This is a genomic window from Hyphomicrobium denitrificans ATCC 51888 (genome assembly GCF_000143145.1).
In the GTDB taxonomy this organism is placed as follows: Bacteria; Pseudomonadota; Alphaproteobacteria; order Rhizobiales; family Hyphomicrobiaceae; genus Hyphomicrobium_B; species Hyphomicrobium_B denitrificans.
Window position 1 is genome coordinate 3,398,281 of sequence record NC_014313.1, and the last position, 15,624, is coordinate 3,413,904.

Consider the following 15,624-nt stretch of genomic DNA (forward strand, 5'->3'; position numbering starts at 1 on the left):
TTGTTTTGCGCGTTGCGACTCCCCTGCAGCCTTTCATTGGCGGAAGGCTGCAGCTCTCGTTTTGGCGTGCTTCTCACCAGAAAACCGGTGCCCACTTTTCCGGAAGCACGCTATGGGGAGCCGGCCGCAACGCGCGGGAGTTAAACTCAGACTGTGAGCGCTCTAAGCTCGGTTTCGACGGCCTTGCCCATGTCGCTCGTTCCGACCTTCGTCATGCCGGGCTGCATGATGTCGCCGGTGCGCAGGCCCTTGTCGAGAACGCGCGCGATCGCCTGGTCGACGAGATCGGCTTCCTTGCCCATGTCGAAGGAATAACGCAGCGCCATGCCGAACGACGCGATCGTCGCGATCGGATTGGCGAGGCCCTGACCGGCGATATCGGGCGCCGAGCCGTGCACGGGTTCATAAAGGGCTTTGCGGCGTCCGGTCTTGGGATCGGGCGCGCCGAGTGAGGCCGACGGCAGCATGCCGAGCGAGCCGGTCATCATCGCGGCTTCATCCGACAGCACGTCGCCGAAGAGGTTGTCGGTGACGATGACGTCGAACTGCTTCGGATTGCGGATGAGCTGCATGGCGCAGTTGTCGGCCAGAATGTGCTCGAGCTTGACGTCCGGCGCGTAGGACTTGTGCACGTCGGTCGTGACCTGTTTCCAGAGCACGCCGGTCCGCATCACGTTGTGCTTTTCCGCCGAATGGACGAGGTTGCGGCGTTTCTTTGCGAGATCGAACGCGACCTTGGTGATGCGCTCGATTTCATGCGTCGTGTAGAGCTGGGTGTCGACGGCGCGCTTTTCGCCATTCTCGAGCGTCACGATTTCCTTCGGCTCGCCGAAGTAGACGCCGCCCGTCAGCTCGCGAACGATCATGATGTCGAGGCCTTCGACGAGTTCGCGCTTCAGGCTCGATGCGTCCGCCAGCGCCGGGTAGCAGATGGCGGGACGAAGATTGGCGAAGAGATCGAGATCCTTGCGCAGGCGGAGAAGGCCCGCTTCGGGGCGATGCTGGTAGGGAACGCTGGCCCACTTCGGTCCGCCGACGGCGCCGAACATCACGGCGTCGGCTTTCTGGGCCTTGTCCATCGCTTCGTCGGTGACCGCGACACCGTGCGCGTCATAGGCCGCGCCGCCGACGAGATCGCGCTCGACGTGAAAGCGCGCCGTGTTGCTTTTGGCGTTGAAGAAGGCGATCAGCCGTTCGACCTCGGCGATCGTCTCGACGCCGATCCCGTCGCCGGGCAGAAGCAAAAGCGAATGCGTGGTCATGGCGGCCGTCCTTGCAGCATTTGTCAGGGGAAATCAGTCGCCGGAGTGCTAGCGTTCCGGACGCTCAGGGGCAAGCGTCCGGCCGCAAAAAGGCACTTTGGCGCAGAATTCGCCCGTTAACGGTGCAGAGACGATTGCTAGCCGGTCAGGCTTCGTCGTCAGCCGGCGAACGGCAGTGGAAACGCAAGCGTAAAGCCGCCGAGCGTTGCCGCGCTTCCGAGAGCCCCGAGGAAGAAGCTCGCCAACAGGACCAGGTTTCCGCCGGAAATGATCGCGACGGAAGCGAGGACGATCGCAATCTGCAGCAAGGCCTGCCCGTAGTCGAAGTAGGGTCCGCGCTGAAGAGATTGATCGCGATCGGCTTCGAGCGATTTGCCCTTGTTGAACAGCTCGTCGAGACCCTCGCCGCTTTTCGGGTCGCTCGTCAGAGATTTGTCCAGCTCTTTGTAGCTCGCAACCTTTTCTTCGATGGATTTTCGGGCGTCGTCCGGCATTGCGGGCGTCGCTTTCAGCATCACCTCGAATTCGTCGGCGTGCAGTCTGAGCGCTTGGCGGCGCGCGTTCTTCGCCTGGAAGAAGGCCCAGACGTTCGAAGCGGCGATGTTCTGCTGGGTGGCATCCTGTTGGGCGTTGCTGCCGCCGAGGCTGCAGATCGCAAGAATGACGGCGAGGATGGCGATATAGACGCCGACGAGCTTGTCGCGGCCTTTTGAGTTCTCGCGATCGGCATCCCGCCCGAGTTCTTCAAACGCCATGACTACCCCCGATATGCGACTAGATGCTTGTCAGACGATGCGATCTTCCGGCGGGGCCGCAAGCGATCGCGCCGGCAGGAGATCCTTGCGATCGATGGCCCTGCCGTCTGCTCCGAGGCGATAGAGAATTGGTGCGCCGGTCGCAAGCTCGCGCTGGAGGATTTCGTCGCCGCTGAGCCCTTCGAGTATCATGATGAGCGAACGCAGCGAATTGCCATGAGCAACGATGATGACGTTCTTGCTCTGGGTGATTTGCGGCCAGATCGCGCTGTCGTAGTACGGCCGCACGCGCGCCAGCGTATCTTTCAGGCTTTCGCCGCCGGGCGGCGGGATATCGTAAGAGCGGCGCCAATCGCGGACTTGCGCCTCGCCCCATTTCTTGCGGGCTTCGTCTTTGTTCAATCCCGACAGCTCACCGTAGTCGCGCTCATTCAGGGCTGCATCGCGCACGATCGGAACGTCGGGCTGATCAAGCTCGGAGAGGATGATGTCGAGCGTGTGCTGGGCGCGCTTCAAGACGCTGGTGAATGCGATGTCGAACTTCGCACCGTTATCGCGGATCATGCGGCCGGCGACGCGAGCTTCAATCACGCCTTTCTCGGTCAGGTCCGGATTGCGCCACCCGGTGAACAGATTGAGCCGGTTCCATTCGCTCTCTCCGTGGCGCACGAGCACGAGAATATTGTCTGTCAGCGCGTCTGTCATAGCCTCGTCAATTTGTTTGCGATGATGCGGTCGTCAGAAGGTCAGGAAATGCCGAGCACGTCGGTCATGGCGTAGAGCCCGGGCGGCTTGTCTTTGGTCCAGAGTGCCGCTTTCACCGCGCCTCTTGCGAATATACCGCGGTCGGCCGCGCGGTGGGTCAGTTCGATCCGTTCGCCATCGCCCGCGAAGATCACGGTGTGATCGCCGACGACAGTGCCGCCGCGAAGCGTGGCAAAGCCGATGTCGCCGGTATGGCGTGGACCCGTATGTCCATCGCGCGTGCGTACCGAGTGCTCTTCCAGGTCAAGGTCGCGTCCCTGGGCAGCGGCATCTCCAAGCATCAACGCCGTTCCCGATGGTGCGTCGATCTTCATGCGGTGATGCATTTCAACAATTTCGATATCGAAGTCGTTCCCGAGTGCAGCGGCGACCTGTCGAGTCAATGCTGCGAGCAGGTTGACGCCGAGGCTCATGTTCCCGGCTTTGACGATGGCGATCTTGGTTGCGGCCTCCGCGATGGCGGCCTCCGCGGCTTTTTCGAAGCCCGTGGTTCCGATGATGTGCGCGGTGCCCGACTGTGCGGCGAGGCTCGCGAATTCGACGGTTGCTTTTGGCACTGTGAAATCGATGATCGCGTCGGCTGCTGCGATCACGGCGGCGACATCGCTCGATACGGCGATGCCGAGACGCTCGATGCCGGCAAGTTCACCAATATCCTTGCCGAGAGCGGGCGAACCAATGGGCTCCGTCGCGCCGCTGATCATTGTTTGGGGTTCGGCTGCGATCGCGGCGATCAGCTGACGGCCCATGCGGCCCGCTGCGCCCATGACTGCGATCTTCATCTCGTCTCCTAGCGGTTATGAGAACGCGACCCCCACACCGCGGGATATAGCAACGTCGCTACTAGAGAGGAAGTGCGCAGGGGCGGGAAATCGCCGCGGTTGCCGTCATGGTCAACGTAAATCGCGCCTGGAATTCGTTTTATCTAACCCTCGGCACGCTTTAGCGCTGCGATGATCAGGGCCTTGGCTTCGTCTGCGTGGCCCCAGTGATCGATCTTGGCCCATTTGTTGGGTTCGAGATCCTTGTAGTGCGCGAAGAAGTGCTCGATCTGTTCGATCGAAATCGCGGGCAAGTCGGTGTAGGTCTTTACCGACTCGTAGCGCTTGGTCAGCTTGCTGGAAGGGACCGCGATGATTTTTTCGTCGCCGCCGCCGTCGTCTTCCATCACCAGAACGCCGACCGGGCGGCAGTTGATGATCGCGCCAGGCACGAGCGCGCGCGTGTTGCAGACGAGAACGTCGATCGGATCGCCGTCGCGCGACAGCGTGTGTGGAACGAAGCCATAGTTCCCGGGATAGCGCATCGGCGTGTAGAGGAAGCGGTCGACAACAAGGGCGCCCGACGCCTTGTCCATTTCGTATTTGATGGGCTCGCCGCCGACGGGAACTTCGACGACGACGTTGATGTCTTCCGGCGGCGTGTTGCCGGGCTTGATTGCGTCAAGACGCATGGGCGACCTTCCGATTGATGCAGGACTAGCAGGATTACTTTTGACGCGAATGGGTGCGCGAGACAACGCCGCTAAGGTCGAATGCGCGGTCAAAATGAAAATGCGGGGCGGACGTCATATCACCATTCGTAGGCGATCCGAGCGTTAACCGCATTGCCGAAGCGGACGCAAGCCTTGCGTGTCGCGCGACCGCCGCAGCGAACGTAGAAGGCGCGGGCACGTTCGTTTTCGACAAGCGCCCAGACGATCAAGCGTTCGAGACCGAGGCGGTCGAGCGTCGCCCGGCAGGCCTCGAACAGGTATTCCCCGATGCCGATACCCTGATAGATGGGCGCCAGATACAGTTCGTAGATTTCGCCGGTATCACGGCGTCCGCCGCGGGCGCGTCCGCACGTGGCGTAGCCCGCGATATGCTCGCCATGTTCGACGACGAGTAGATTATGTTCGGCGGCAATTGCACGGCGCCACCAGGTTGCGTCGCGCCGCTGAATTTCGTGTTCGAGATGGTTCGCCGGTAGAATGCCGGTATAGGCAAGGCGCCAGGATTCGCGAAAAATACGGGCCAGCGCCGGAGCGTCGCTCGGACGGGCATTACGCACAGTCACTTCCAGACGCTGGTTCAACATGGGCGCACTCTAGCGCGGCGCGCGGAAAAACGCATCAGTGTCACATGGGCAATCGCAAATAAAAAAAACGCGAGGCGGGAGCCTCGCGTTCATGCGTCTCAAAGTGCCCCGACACGTCCACCCGAAGGCAGCAGCGTGATCAGCCGGCGGTTTTGAACTGCTCGAAAGACTTCGTCGTGGCGGCGCCAACCGTCTCGAGAGCCTGCTTCGTGACCTTGTTCGACAGTTCGAAGAGCTCTTTCGACTGCGAACCGGCGACCGCGAACTGCTGCTGCCAGTAGTTGGCCTGCAGGCGTGCGATTTCCGGGAACGTGCGCGCGCGGGCGATGGCCTGAGCGGCTTCGAAAGCGGCTTCCGTGTTGGCGAGCGTGTTGGCGACGATCTTCTCGCCGATCGACTTCGCGCCAGCCTGGGTCGTCAGGAGGACTTCCTCGGCAACCTTGGCGTTGTCTTTCGCGAGGGCGGCGAACTTATGGTATGCGTCGCGCGACTTCGCGATCGCATCTTCGGCGAATGCCGAGATGTTTTCCGGAACCTTGGCATCCTTGCCAGCCGTAAACATTTCCTGGGCCTGACGGGTGAAGTCCTGGACTTGACGTGTGAAGACATCGTTCATGGGGGACACTCCTCAGAAATTTTGAAACGTTCTCTCAAAATGCGGTCGACGCTCGACGGCGAAACCTTGCTGAAGTATATAGCTGATAGTTTTGTGCACCGCAATATCTTTTTTGCAGCGCGTCTGAAAAATTGGGTCGTTTGGTCTCGATTACGATGGTTGGTGCCTACGAAAGTAGGTTATCTTAACCCTCCTAGGTAGGTAAATACCTATCCACTCCTTCGCACATGCGAAACGGATTCGGCGGCTCAAGGTTCCGTCGGAAGCTGCGGAAAAACCTCGCGATAGCCGAGAGCGGCAGAGTCGAAGATGATGTCGCGGCGAGTGAGCGGCCTGGCCAGGGCGAGACCCTGCATCGTCCGGCATCGCGACAAAGCGACATAGGTCTGGCCGTGGGCGAACGTGCCGGTGCCGAGGTCGATGTAGACCTTATCCAGGGTCAACCCCTGCGCTTTATGGATCGTCAGCGCCCAGGCGAGGCGAAGCGGAAACTGTTTGAAGGTGCCCGCGACCGTTTCGACGATTTTCTCCGCCGACTGGTCGAAGGCGTAGCGGCGGTGCTCCCAAGCGACAGGCTCGACCTCGTATTCGCGGCCGTTAACGTCAACGAAGACCTGCTTGTCGGTGAGCCGAGAAATGCGCGCGATCGTGCCGTTGACCCAGCGTTTGTCCGGATCGTTTCGCAGCATCATGACCTTGGCGCCGGGCTTCAATTCGAGCGCCGGGTCGGCGGGCTCGATGTTGGCGTTGAAGTCGCCTGTGATCGTCGCGTTGAAGCGAACGGCCCGCTCGGGCAGTGCTTCGAGGTAGCGGTTGTTGATGCGTTTGGCGGCGGCGTTGGTGGTCGTCAGGATGACGTAGGGCTCGCCTTCGGCAAGGGTTCGGATCGGGCGCACGCAGGTGTTGATGAATGCGAGATCGCTGTCGCTGACGTTGCCTTCGCGGACCGCATTCAGGACGCGGATCAAATCGTCGTCGGTCTGGCGGAAGATTTGCGTCAGCTCGAGCAGCGCTGTGCCGGCGCCTTCTCGCAGTGCTTCGATGAGGAAGAAGAACGGACTGCCGTGGGTCTCGGTGAGATGCACGAGCACTTCGGGTTCCTGGATCACGGGCGGCAGCTGATGAAGATCAGCGAACAGAAGCACGCGGGCGCCGCCGAAGGCTTCGCGCGGACGGCCGCGGTTCACGCGCATCGCCCGGTCGATACCCCACATCAGATCCGAGCGCACCATCGAAGCTTCGTCGATGACGAGGAACTCGAGCTTGCGCATCACGCGGCCGTTGCGGCTGCGCTTGATGTCGCTTTCCTGAATCAGGCGCGGTGGAAAGCCGAAGAACGAATGAATCGTCTGGCCGCCAATGTTGATGGCGGCTAGGCCCGTCGGCGCGAGTACAACCATGCGGTCGGCGTAGACGTCGCGCAGCGCTTTCAGAAGCGTGGATTTTCCGGTGCCGGCGCGGCCGGTCACGAAAAGATTGCCGCCGGGCTGTTCCAGGAAGCTGGCCGCGCGTTCAAAGGCAGGGGTCGGCGTAACGCCTTTGGGCCAGATCACGGCGATTTATCTTCCAGGCGATTTCGGGATCGAATCCACAATCCGAAAGCTCGCCATTCAAGTCAACGGAAACAAAAACGCACGAGGCCCGCCGAGGTCTCGTGCGCTCACCAAGTCCAGGGAGGAAAATTGCTCAGTCGGCGGTGATGCTGCGCAACTTGAAGTCCTTATCGAACTTCAGATCGTAGGCCGCGCCGTCCTTGCACTTGGCGTCGTCGAGTTCGAAGACGCCGGTTCCCTCAGTTTCCTTTTCCCATTTGCCGCCTTCGCAGCCCCAAGCCGCGGCGGCTGCGGTCGCCTGCTTTTGTTCTTCTGCACTCAAAGGGGCGTCCGCCAGAGCTGGCAACGAAAAGGCGCAGACCAGGGAGGCAGCCAACAGCGTGCGTTTCATCGGGGATCTCCTGTGATTGCTGGGGTGACCCCGAATATGTGGAGCCGTGAATTATCCCAAGCAATCCGGGAATTTTTCCCGATCGCCGCTATATTATGCCGCGCCGCTCGCCCGTTCCGCTTCGCTCTTGCGGCTCTGGCGCTTGCGCTCGTTCGGATCCAGCCAGCGTTTGCGCAGGCGGATGGACTTCGGCGTCACTTCGACGAGTTCTTCGTCGGTGATGTAGCTCATGGCCTTTTCGAGCGTCAGACGCATCGGGGGCGTCAGCAGCACCGCGTCGTCCTTGCCGGAGGCGCGAACGTTGGTCAGCTTCTTGCCCTTGATGACGTTGACTTCGAGGTCGTTGTCGCGCGTGTGCTCGCCGACGATCATGCCTTCGTAAACCCGATCCTGCGGGTTGATCATGAAGGGACCGCGATCCTGCAAATTGAAGATTGCGTAGGCGACAGCTTCACCCGGGCTGTTCGAGATCAGAACGCCCGTCCGCCGTCCGGCAATCTCGCCCTTGAACGGTTTGTAGGAGTGGAACAGCTTGTTCATGATGCCGGTGCCGCGCGTGTCGGACAGAAGCTCCGACTGATAGCCGAGAAGGCCACGCGTCGGAACGTGGAACACCATGCGCGTGCGTCCGCCGCCCGACGGCTTCATCTCCAGGAGATCGCCTTTTCGCTCGGCAAGCTTCTGAACGACGACGCCGGTGAAATTGTCGTCGACGTCGATGATGACTTCTTCGATCGGTTCGAGCCGCTGTTTGGTTTCGGGATCGATCTCGAACACGACCTTCGGCCGCGACACGGTCAGCTCGAAGCCTTCGCGGCGCATATTCTCGATCAGGATGGCGAGCTGCAATTCGCCCCGGCCCGAGACGGTGAAGCTGTCCTTGTCCTCGTTTTCGAGAACGCGGATGGCGATGTTGCGCTCGGCTTCCTTGAGCAGGCGGTCGCGGATGACGCGGCTCTGCACCTTGTCGCCTTCCTGTCCGGCGAACGGTCCATCGTTGATGCGGAAGTTCATCGACAACGTCGGCGGATCGACCGGCTGCGCGGGAAGCGGTTCCTCGACGGAGGGGTCGACCAGGGAGTCGGCGACGTTCGCGAGGCTCATGCCTGCCAGCGCGATGATGTCACCGGCGCCAGCTTGCTCGACCGGCGTGCGTTCGAGGCCGTGAAACGCCAGAACTTTTTGCACGCGAAACTGTTCGAGCACCTTGCCGTCGCGGTCGAGCGCCTTCAGTGCCTGGTTCGGCTTGACGGTGCCCGAGGTGATGCGGCCCGTCAGAATACGGCCGAGGAACGGATCGGCGTCAAGCGTCGTCGCCAGCATGCGGAACGGACCGTCGTCGACGGCGGGCGGCGGCACATGCTCGAGGATCAAGTCGAACATCGGCGCGAGATTTTCTTTCGGGCCTGACGGGTCGCGGGCCATCCAGCCGCTGCGGCCTGAGCCGTAGAGCACGGGGAAATCAAGCTGCTCGTCGGTGGCGTCGAGATTGGCGAACAGGTCGAAGACTTCGTTCAGCACGTCGAGGTGGCGTTCGTCGGGACGGTCGATCTTGTTGATCGCGACGATCGGGCGGAGGCCGCGCTTCAGGGCTTTCGAGACGACGAACTTGGTCTGCGGCAGCGGGCCTTCGGAAGCGTCGACGAGAACGATCACGCCGTCGACCATGTTCAGGATGCGCTCAACCTCGCCGCCGAAGTCGGCGTGGCCGGGCGTATCGACGATGTTGATATGCGTGCCCTTCCACTCGACGCTGGTGCACTTCGCGAGAATGGTGATGCCGCGTTCGCGCTCGATGTCGTTGGAATCCATGGCGCGTTCCGCAACCTTCTGGTTCTCGCGGAAGGAGCCGGATTGCTTCAAAAGCTCGTCGACCAGTGTCGTCTTGCCATGGTCGACGTGCGCGATGATCGCGATATTGCGAAGGGCCATTGGAAACCTAGAGTTGAATCGGGGTGGGCACCGCACTGCGGCGCAATATCGCCCGCACCTAGCATGATCGCCTGCCCTGCCGCTAGGGCAGCGGGTTTCTGGCCGGGTGCGGCTTATCAGTCGGCGGGAATACCACCCGTTTTATAAAGGCTTTTCGGCCTGCGGTCGCTCGTTTTCCTCTTCGCGCGTTCGCAGCGCCGTCAGAAAGGCGTCGACCTCGGGCTTCTGTGCCGGTTCACGCTCCAGGCGGCGGCGTTGATGATCCTGCATGATCCGTGCGGCCATGTCGGCGCCCGGAACCTTCAGGCGGCGTGCTCCGGAAATTAATAAGGGGCTTTGCGGTTCCTCGAGATCGAGCTCTTCCAGGAAGGTTTCGCGGAGCGCGAAGAAGGATTGAAGGATCGCCTCGCGAACGAGGGTTTTCTGGTCCGCCGTCGCCTCCGGATTGATGCGCGGGTCGAGTGTCTGCAGCGCGCGGCGCATATCGTGCAGCGGGGCGTACGGATAGAGCCCGACCAGCGTGCCGGTTTCGCCGGAGTTTTTGTACACGATGCGCATCGTGTCGATGGTCTCGCTAATCTTGTAAAAAGCCGCGAGATAATCGTCGGTCGCGAGATAAGGCTTCTCACACGTCGACAGCAGAGCCGACTTGGTGCGCACGATGTTGCGCCATTCCTCTTCCAGACTTTCGACGAACTTCGAGCGCTTTTGAAAAATGTTCGAGAGATAGGCCACGCCGCCGGTCGCGATCAGCAGGGACATGTCGCGCATGAAGTCATAGACTTTATTGGCGGCGGACACGACGAACGGAGGAAGGCCGGAAGCGTCGTCGGCGAATTTCGAGGCGAGCAGCAGCAACAGAACGGCGGTCAGGAGCCAGTAGAGGCGTTTGAGCGTGCGGTTGACGGAAACGCGGGTCATCGGTCAGGCGTTCGAGGTTGGTTGCCGGGCGGCGCGGGGGTTGGGAGAGTGTTCCGGACATTCGTGACCGGATCGCGACGGAGCGTTCGTAGAGGTCGTCCGAGTTATGGCCGGGCCGAGCGCGTCTGGCAAATCGGCGAGAGTGACGTGCGGAAAGCACGAGGCGCTAAAGCTGCTCGGCATCGTTCGGCCGCTTCAGAATGGCCCAGTTCATGATGGCGATCTGGGCTCCGATCAGCATCAGCACGATATCGATGCGCAGGCCCGTCACGGCCGCCCAGAGCCCGACGATGACGCCGAGGCCGGCGATGACCTTGGCGGCCGCGGCGCGTGACGTAAACATCGCGAGCACGTCGCGGTAGATGCGGCCGCCGTCGAGCGGGAAGGCCGGCAGGAGATTGAAAATCGCCATCGCGAGATTGACGCGCGCGAGCGTAACGGTCGCATACGCCAGCCACGGTGTCTCGCTCATCCAGTCGGGCCGATCGGTAAAGTGGAAGTAACCGGCGCCGGAGATTTCCGGTGAACCGAGCAGTTGCCAGAGCGCGAAAAAGATCGCGGCATTTGCCAATGGTCCCGCGAACAGAATGATGACGTTCGCCAGCGTCGAGCGCGGTACGTCGAGCATGCGCGCGTAGCCGTAAAATCCGCCGACGAGAATTTCACCGACGGGAACGCCGAAAAATCGTGCCAGCGCCGCGTGACCGAGTTCGTGAAACAGCACCGACAGGAAGACGCCGACGATGATGGCTGCGAAGGCCGGGCCCGCAATTGCAAAGGGCGCCTGTTGCAGGATGCCGAGCAGCAGCAACGGCACGAAGATGAACGTGACGTCGATCCGGACCGGAATGCCGCCGATCCGGAACAACTCGAGGCGCGGCGTGTCGTCGATGAAGTTCATGGCGGCGAGCCTCGGGCAAGACGCATCGTTTCGTCAAGCCGAGGCGGCAGGTTTTGTCATTCGCCGCGGCGGATGACGAATTTGACCGTGTCCGTCGGGATGCCGCTGATCTCGATCGTGACCGGGCCTTCGCCCATCGGGAAACGGATGCTTTTGCGGAGGCCGTCGCAATCGGTCTTGCTGGTGTGTGCGGCGGATTTCAGGGTCTTGCCGCCTTGCACGACGTCAACCCAGCTGCGGACCGGAAGCGAGATCTGATAGATGCCCGGCTCGCCGACGCTTTCAAACGTCACAGCGCCGCCGAACTGGGTCTTGTCGGCTTCCTTGCGGCGGCGGCTCTGATCGGCCGTGAATTTGACCTCGTCCATCGGCAGCAGCGACAGCTGGATGGCTTTTGCAGGCGGCTGCTTCAGCGAGCCGCCGGACGCCACGGGTTCGCTGTCGGCGGCTTTGAGCCATTGCAATTCGGTCGCGACCGGCCAGGCGAAAGTTTCGCAGCCGCCCGGCTCGGCGGCATAGGCGTTCAACGGCAACAGGCATGCCATCGCCGCAGCGGCGATCCAGATCGATCTCTGCATTTTCATGTCTAGTCGATCGCAACCATGACGTCGGATGATTTGATCACTGCCGATGCCGTCATGCCTTTGACGAGGCCGAGATCGTCAACGGACTCGTTCGTGATCGAGGCGGTGACAATCGTGCCGCCGACATCGATGCGGACGTGAGCGGTCGTCACGCCTTTGACGATGTCGACGATTTTACCCTTGAGGACGTTCCTGGCGCTGATCTTCATGGCGGCTCCGGCGTTGTCGCGCTGATCTATCTTTAGACGATGCTTTTCGCGTAGAGATCCGTCCGGCGATCCCGGAAAAATCCCCAGTCGGCACGATAGCTTTCGATCAGATCGAGGTCAAAGGCATGGATCAAAACGCCTTCGTCTGACGATCCGAAGCTTTCGACGAGTTCGCCACGGTGATCGCTGATGAAGGAATGGCCGTAGAACTTTTGCTGCACGCCGTCGTTGTCTTCGAGGCCGATGCGATTGGCGGCGACGATCGGCACGGCGTTCGAGACGGCGTGGCCCTGCATCGCGCGCTGCCACTGGAGATGCGTGTCGAGAGCCGCGTCGTAAGGCTCGGAGCCGATGGCGGTCGGATAGAACAGGATTTCCGCGCCCTGCAGCACCATGGCGCGGGCGCTTTCGGGATACCATTGATCCCAGCAGATGCCGACGCCGATGCGGCCGAACTTCGTCGCCCAGGTTTTGAAGCCGGTGTCGCCGGGGCGGAAATAATACTTTTCCTGATAGCCCGGGCCGTCCGGAATGTGGCTCTTGCGATAGACGCCGAGGATTTCGCCGTCGGCATCGGCGATCGCGATGCTGTTGTAATAGCGCGGGCCGTCTTTCTCGAAGAACGAGATCGGGATGACCACGCCGAGTTCTTTCGCGAGCTTCTTAAGCGCGAGCACGCAGGGGTGTTCGTTCACGGGATGAGCCGTCTCGAACCATTTCGGGTCCTGACGCGTGCAGAAGTAGATGCCTTCGAAAAGCTCCGACGGCAAAATCACTTGCGCGCCCTTGCGCGCGGCTTCGCGCACGAAGGCTTCCGTCTTCGCGATATTGGTTTTGAGGTCGTGACCGTACGACGTCTGAATCGCGCCGACGGTGATCGATCGTTTCGACATCAGGCCGGCTCCTGTTGAGTGATGCAGTGGAACGAGCCGCCGCCCGCCTCGCCGCAGCCGAGCAGGCCGCGCGACGACACGCCGACGACGGCGCGATCCGGGAAGACGGTCTGCAAAGCTTGCAGCGCATCGGCTTCAGTCGCCGTTCCGTAGATCGGCACGACGACGACGCCGTTGGCGATGATGAAGTTCATGTGCGACGCGGGCGAAACTTCGCCGAGCGCGTTGTGATAGAGGCCGACGCCCGGAATGCGGATGACGTCGAGCTTGCGGCCCGCTGCGTCGGTTTCGCGCGCGAGCGTCGCGGCGATGGCGTCGAGCGTTGCGGCGTTCGGATCGTCGGGTCCGGCCGGCGCCTGGCAGACGACGCGGCCCGGCGCTACGAAGCGTGCGATGTTGTCGACGTGGCCGTCGGTGTGATCGTTCTTCAAACCTTCGTCGATCCAGATGACCTTCTTGGCACCGAACGCTTCGCGCAGCGCGGCCTCGGCTGCTTCCTTCGACCAGCCGTTGCGGTTCGGGTTCAGAAGCGTCTGCCGCGTCGTCAGGATCGTGCCTTCGCCGTCGTGATCGACCGCGCCGCCTTCGAGCACGAAGTCGAAACGGCGGATGGGCGTCCTGGCGATGCTTGCGATGTGATCGCCAACGATTGCGTCGTCGGGCAGATCGTACTTGCCGCCCCAGCTGTTCGTCCTGAAGCGCAGGGCAACCACGCCTTCGGGCGTTTGGGCAAAGATCGGCCCGGTATCGCGCAGCCAGATGTCGCCGTACTTCGCCGGGATGATTTCCGCGACGTCGATCGGCAGCGCCGCGTGCGCGGTTGCCTCGGCTTCATCGCCGTTGGCAAGCACGCGGACCTTGTTGCCGGCGATGCTCAGAGCGCGGACCAGCGCGGCCACGTCACGGCGCGGCGTTTCGAGATCGTCGTTCCACTCAGCCGGATCGGCGGGCCATGCCGTCCAGATCGCTTTCTGCGGCGCCCATTCCGAAGGCGTTACGATGGGGGTGTTGGCAGGGGCCGTCGTCATATCTGTCCCTAAGTTTTCGCCGCAAGGCTTTGCAGGACGTGCGCTGACGCTCATCCTGCGTGAGACCGCCATGTCGTGGACCGGGCCGCGGGTGTCAAGGGTTAGCGTATCGTCACGGATCTGTCGCGCGCGGGGCGGCCGCGCAGCGTTAATGTTTTGCGAACATCGAGCCGAGCAGCGCGACGACGATTGCGGCCGGAATGGCGATCATCAGGACTGCGCCAAGCGTCACCGCAAGTCCGAGCATGAGAAATACGACGGCAGCGAGCAAGAGAAGCATCACAACGAAGACGATGGCGCGAACGATCCATTCGCGCCATCCGTCGATGACCGTCGTCTTTCCGTTTATGGTGATGACGATCATGGTCGCGTTCCGCTTGGCTGAGCCTGAAGGCAGGCGTGAAACTTACTTCCGCTTGCGGCTGCCGAGGGTGCGGAGACGCAACGCGTTGAGCTTGATGAAGCCTTGCGCGTCCTTCTGATCGTAGGCGCCCTTATCGTCCTCGAAGGTGACCAGCGTCGGCGAATAGAGCGACTTCGGGCTCTCGCGGCCGACAGTGATGACATTGCCCTTATAGAGTTCGAGCGTCACCTCGCCTTCGACATGCTCCTGCGATTTGTCGATCAGGGCCTGTAGCATCTCGCGCTCGGGCGCGAACCAGAAGCCGTTGTAGATCAGCTCGGCGTAGCGCGGCATGATCTCGTCTTTCAGGTGCGCGGCGCCGCGATCGAGCGTGATGCTCTCGATGGCGCGGTGGGCTGCGAGCAGGATCGTGCCGCCTGGGGTTTCGTAGACGCCGCGTGATTTCATGCCGACGAAGCGGTTCTCGACGAGGTCGATGCGGCCGATGCCGTTGTCGCGGCCGAGATCGTTCAGGGCTTTGAGCAGCGTCGCGGGCGAGAGCTTCTTGCCGTCGAGCGAGACAGCGTCGCCTTTCTCGAAGCCGATCTTGATGGTCGTCACCTTATCGGGGGCGGCCATCGGCGAAATCGTGCGCTGATAGACGAGTTCGGGCGCTTTCACGGCCGGGTCTTCGAGGACCTTGCCTTCGGAAGACGAGTGCAGAAGGTTGGCGTCGACCGAGAACGGCGCTTCGCCTTCCTTGTCCTTGGCGACGGGAATCTGATGGTCGCGCGCGAATTTCAGAAGCTCTTCGCGGCCCTTGAATGCCCATTCGCGCCAGGGAGCGATGATCTTGATTCCCGGCTGCAGAGCGTAATAGCCAAGCTCGAAGCGGACCTGATCGTTGCCCTTGCCCGTCGCGCCGTGGCAGACGGCGTCGGCGCCGACCTTTTTCGCAATCTCGATCTGCTTTTTGGAGATGAGCGGGCGGGCGATCGACGTGCCGAGCAGGTAGATGCCTTCATAAACGGCGTTGGCGCGGAACATCGGGAAAACGTAATCGCGGACGAATTCCTCGCGCAGGTCCTCGATGAAAATGTTCTCGGGCTTGATGCCGAGCATCAGAGCTTTGTTGCGCGCCGGCTCGAGTTCCTCGCCCTGGCCGAGATCGGCGGTGAACGTCACGACTTCGGCGTTATAGGTTTCCTGCAGCCATTTCAGAATGATCGACGTATCGAGACCGCCCGAGTAGGCGAGGACGACTTTCTTCACGGCTTTGGGTGCGGCGGTCATGCGAGCTGACTTTCGATTGATTTTCGGGTGAGGAACGCGCGGCACTATAGGGGCGACGGTGTCGGTCGCAAGTGCGGGCGAAGCGGCAACGCGACACGC

Annotated in this window: 18 protein-coding genes; all 18 read right to left on the reverse strand. The window is 61.7% G+C overall.

Annotated features, from left to right (window positions below; genetic code table 11):
* Positions 1-146: 146 nt before the first annotated feature.
* Complete coding sequence (gene leuB, locus HDEN_RS16435; RefSeq protein WP_013217275.1) at positions 147-1,262, reverse strand: 3-isopropylmalate dehydrogenase; 1,116 nt, start codon at positions 1,260-1,262, stop codon at positions 147-149.
* Positions 1,263-1,420: 158 nt separating this feature from the next.
* Positions 1,421-2,017 carry a DUF4337 domain-containing protein gene (locus HDEN_RS16440; RefSeq protein WP_013217276.1) on the reverse strand — a complete coding sequence of 199 codons (597 nt, stop codon included), beginning with the start codon at positions 2,015-2,017 and terminating at the stop codon, positions 1,421-1,423.
* A 30-nt stretch (positions 2,018-2,047) separates the two neighbouring features.
* A complete protein-coding gene (locus tag HDEN_RS16445) occupies positions 2,048-2,710 on the reverse strand; it encodes a 2,3-bisphosphoglycerate-dependent phosphoglycerate mutase (RefSeq protein WP_245256808.1) in 663 nt (220 codons plus the stop codon).
* Between the two features lie 53 nt (positions 2,711-2,763).
* Positions 2,764-3,564, reverse strand: coding sequence for a 4-hydroxy-tetrahydrodipicolinate reductase (gene dapB / locus HDEN_RS16450; protein WP_013217278.1), 801 nt, complete (start codon positions 3,562-3,564; stop codon positions 2,764-2,766).
* A 143-nt stretch (positions 3,565-3,707) separates the two neighbouring features.
* On the reverse strand, positions 3,708-4,235 hold the full coding sequence (ppa, locus tag HDEN_RS16455) for an inorganic diphosphatase (protein ID WP_013217279.1): 528 nt from the start codon (positions 4,233-4,235) through the stop codon (positions 3,708-3,710).
* Positions 4,236-4,354: 119 nt separating this feature from the next.
* A complete protein-coding gene (locus HDEN_RS16460) occupies positions 4,355-4,861 on the reverse strand; it encodes a GNAT family N-acetyltransferase (protein ID WP_013217280.1) in 507 nt (168 codons plus the stop codon).
* Between the two features lie 139 nt (positions 4,862-5,000).
* The gene (locus HDEN_RS16465; RefSeq protein WP_013217281.1) at positions 5,001-5,477 is read right to left on the reverse strand and encodes a phasin family protein; all 477 of its coding nucleotides are present in this window, start codon (positions 5,475-5,477) and stop codon (positions 5,001-5,003) included.
* A gap of 248 nt (positions 5,478-5,725) precedes the next feature.
* Positions 5,726-7,030 carry an ATP-dependent DNA helicase gene (locus tag HDEN_RS16470; RefSeq protein WP_013217282.1) on the reverse strand — a complete coding sequence of 435 codons (1,305 nt, stop codon included), beginning with the start codon at positions 7,028-7,030 and terminating at the stop codon, positions 5,726-5,728.
* 133 nt (positions 7,031-7,163) lie between these two features.
* Positions 7,164-7,421, reverse strand: coding sequence for a hypothetical protein (locus tag HDEN_RS16475; RefSeq protein ID WP_013217283.1), 258 nt, complete (start codon positions 7,419-7,421; stop codon positions 7,164-7,166).
* A gap of 93 nt (positions 7,422-7,514) precedes the next feature.
* Positions 7,515-9,353 carry a translational GTPase TypA gene (gene typA / locus HDEN_RS16480; RefSeq protein ID WP_013217284.1) on the reverse strand — a complete coding sequence of 613 codons (1,839 nt, stop codon included), beginning with the start codon at positions 9,351-9,353 and terminating at the stop codon, positions 7,515-7,517.
* A gap of 141 nt (positions 9,354-9,494) precedes the next feature.
* On the reverse strand, positions 9,495-10,274 hold the full coding sequence (locus HDEN_RS16485) for a hypothetical protein (RefSeq protein ID WP_013217285.1): 780 nt from the start codon (positions 10,272-10,274) through the stop codon (positions 9,495-9,497).
* Between the two features lie 166 nt (positions 10,275-10,440).
* Entirely contained in the window at positions 10,441-11,175 is a 735-nt protein-coding gene (locus tag HDEN_RS16490; RefSeq protein ID WP_013217286.1) for a site-2 protease family protein, read from the reverse strand.
* A 56-nt stretch (positions 11,176-11,231) separates the two neighbouring features.
* Positions 11,232-11,759, reverse strand: a complete 528-nt coding sequence (locus tag HDEN_RS16495) for a hypothetical protein (RefSeq protein ID WP_013217287.1) — start codon at positions 11,757-11,759, stop codon at positions 11,232-11,234.
* A 2-nt stretch (positions 11,760-11,761) separates the two neighbouring features.
* Positions 11,762-11,968, reverse strand: a complete 207-nt coding sequence (locus HDEN_RS16500; RefSeq protein ID WP_013217288.1) for a TOBE domain-containing protein — start codon at positions 11,966-11,968, stop codon at positions 11,762-11,764.
* A 32-nt stretch (positions 11,969-12,000) separates the two neighbouring features.
* Entirely contained in the window at positions 12,001-12,861 is an 861-nt protein-coding gene (gene aguB / locus HDEN_RS16505; protein ID WP_013217289.1) for an N-carbamoylputrescine amidase, read from the reverse strand.
* Complete coding sequence (locus HDEN_RS16510; protein ID WP_013217290.1) at positions 12,861-13,889, reverse strand: agmatine deiminase family protein; 1,029 nt, start codon at positions 13,887-13,889, stop codon at positions 12,861-12,863. Before HDEN_RS16510 ends, aguB begins: the two co-directional genes overlap by 1 nt.
* Positions 13,890-14,037: 148 nt before the next feature.
* Positions 14,038-14,253: a hypothetical protein gene (locus tag HDEN_RS16515; RefSeq protein ID WP_013217291.1), complete on the reverse strand. Its 216-nt coding sequence runs from the start codon at positions 14,251-14,253 to the stop codon at positions 14,038-14,040.
* Between the two features lie 42 nt (positions 14,254-14,295).
* Complete coding sequence (locus HDEN_RS16520) at positions 14,296-15,525, reverse strand: argininosuccinate synthase (protein ID WP_013217292.1); 1,230 nt, start codon at positions 15,523-15,525, stop codon at positions 14,296-14,298.
* Positions 15,526-15,624: the final 99 nt, after the last annotated feature.

Bases quoted from the DNA above. Each gene is read 5' to 3' on its own strand.
- HDEN_RS16490 (WP_013217286.1), bottom strand. From the start codon at position 11,175: ATGAACTTCATCGACGACACGCCGCGCCTCGAGTTGTTCCGGATCGGC.
- HDEN_RS16440 (WP_013217276.1), bottom strand. From the start codon at position 2,017: ATGGCGTTTGAAGAACTCGGGCGGGATGCCGATCGCGAGAACTCAAAA.
- typA (WP_013217284.1), bottom strand. From the start codon at position 9,353: ATGGCCCTTCGCAATATCGCGATCATCGCGCACGTCGACCATGGCAAG.
- HDEN_RS16475 (WP_013217283.1), bottom strand. From the start codon at position 7,421: ATGAAACGCACGCTGTTGGCTGCCTCCCTGGTCTGCGCCTTTTCGTTG.
- aguB (WP_013217289.1), bottom strand. From the start codon at position 12,861: ATGTCGAAACGATCGATCACCGTCGGCGCGATTCAGACGTCGTACGGT.
- HDEN_RS16500 (WP_013217288.1), bottom strand. From the start codon at position 11,968: ATGAAGATCAGCGCCAGGAACGTCCTCAAGGGTAAAATCGTCGACATC.
- HDEN_RS16460 (WP_013217280.1), bottom strand. From the start codon at position 4,861: ATGTTGAACCAGCGTCTGGAAGTGACTGTGCGTAATGCCCGTCCGAGC.
- HDEN_RS16485 (WP_013217285.1), bottom strand. From the start codon at position 10,274: ATGACCCGCGTTTCCGTCAACCGCACGCTCAAACGCCTCTACTGGCTC.
- HDEN_RS16495 (WP_013217287.1), bottom strand. From the start codon at position 11,759: ATGAAAATGCAGAGATCGATCTGGATCGCCGCTGCGGCGATGGCATGC.
- leuB (WP_013217275.1), bottom strand. From the start codon at position 1,262: ATGACCACGCATTCGCTTTTGCTTCTGCCCGGCGACGGGATCGGCGTC.
- ppa (WP_013217279.1), bottom strand. From the start codon at position 4,235: ATGCGTCTTGACGCAATCAAGCCCGGCAACACGCCGCCGGAAGACATC.
- HDEN_RS16515 (WP_013217291.1), bottom strand. From the start codon at position 14,253: ATGATCGTCATCACCATAAACGGAAAGACGACGGTCATCGACGGATGG.
- HDEN_RS16510 (WP_013217290.1), bottom strand. From the start codon at position 13,889: ATGACGACGGCCCCTGCCAACACCCCCATCGTAACGCCTTCGGAATGG.
- dapB (WP_013217278.1), bottom strand. From the start codon at position 3,564: ATGAAGATCGCAGTCATGGGCGCAGCGGGCCGCATGGGCCGTCAGCTG.
- HDEN_RS16520 (WP_013217292.1), bottom strand. From the start codon at position 15,525: ATGACCGCCGCACCCAAAGCCGTGAAGAAAGTCGTCCTCGCCTACTCG.
- HDEN_RS16465 (WP_013217281.1), bottom strand. From the start codon at position 5,477: ATGAACGATGTCTTCACACGTCAAGTCCAGGACTTCACCCGTCAGGCC.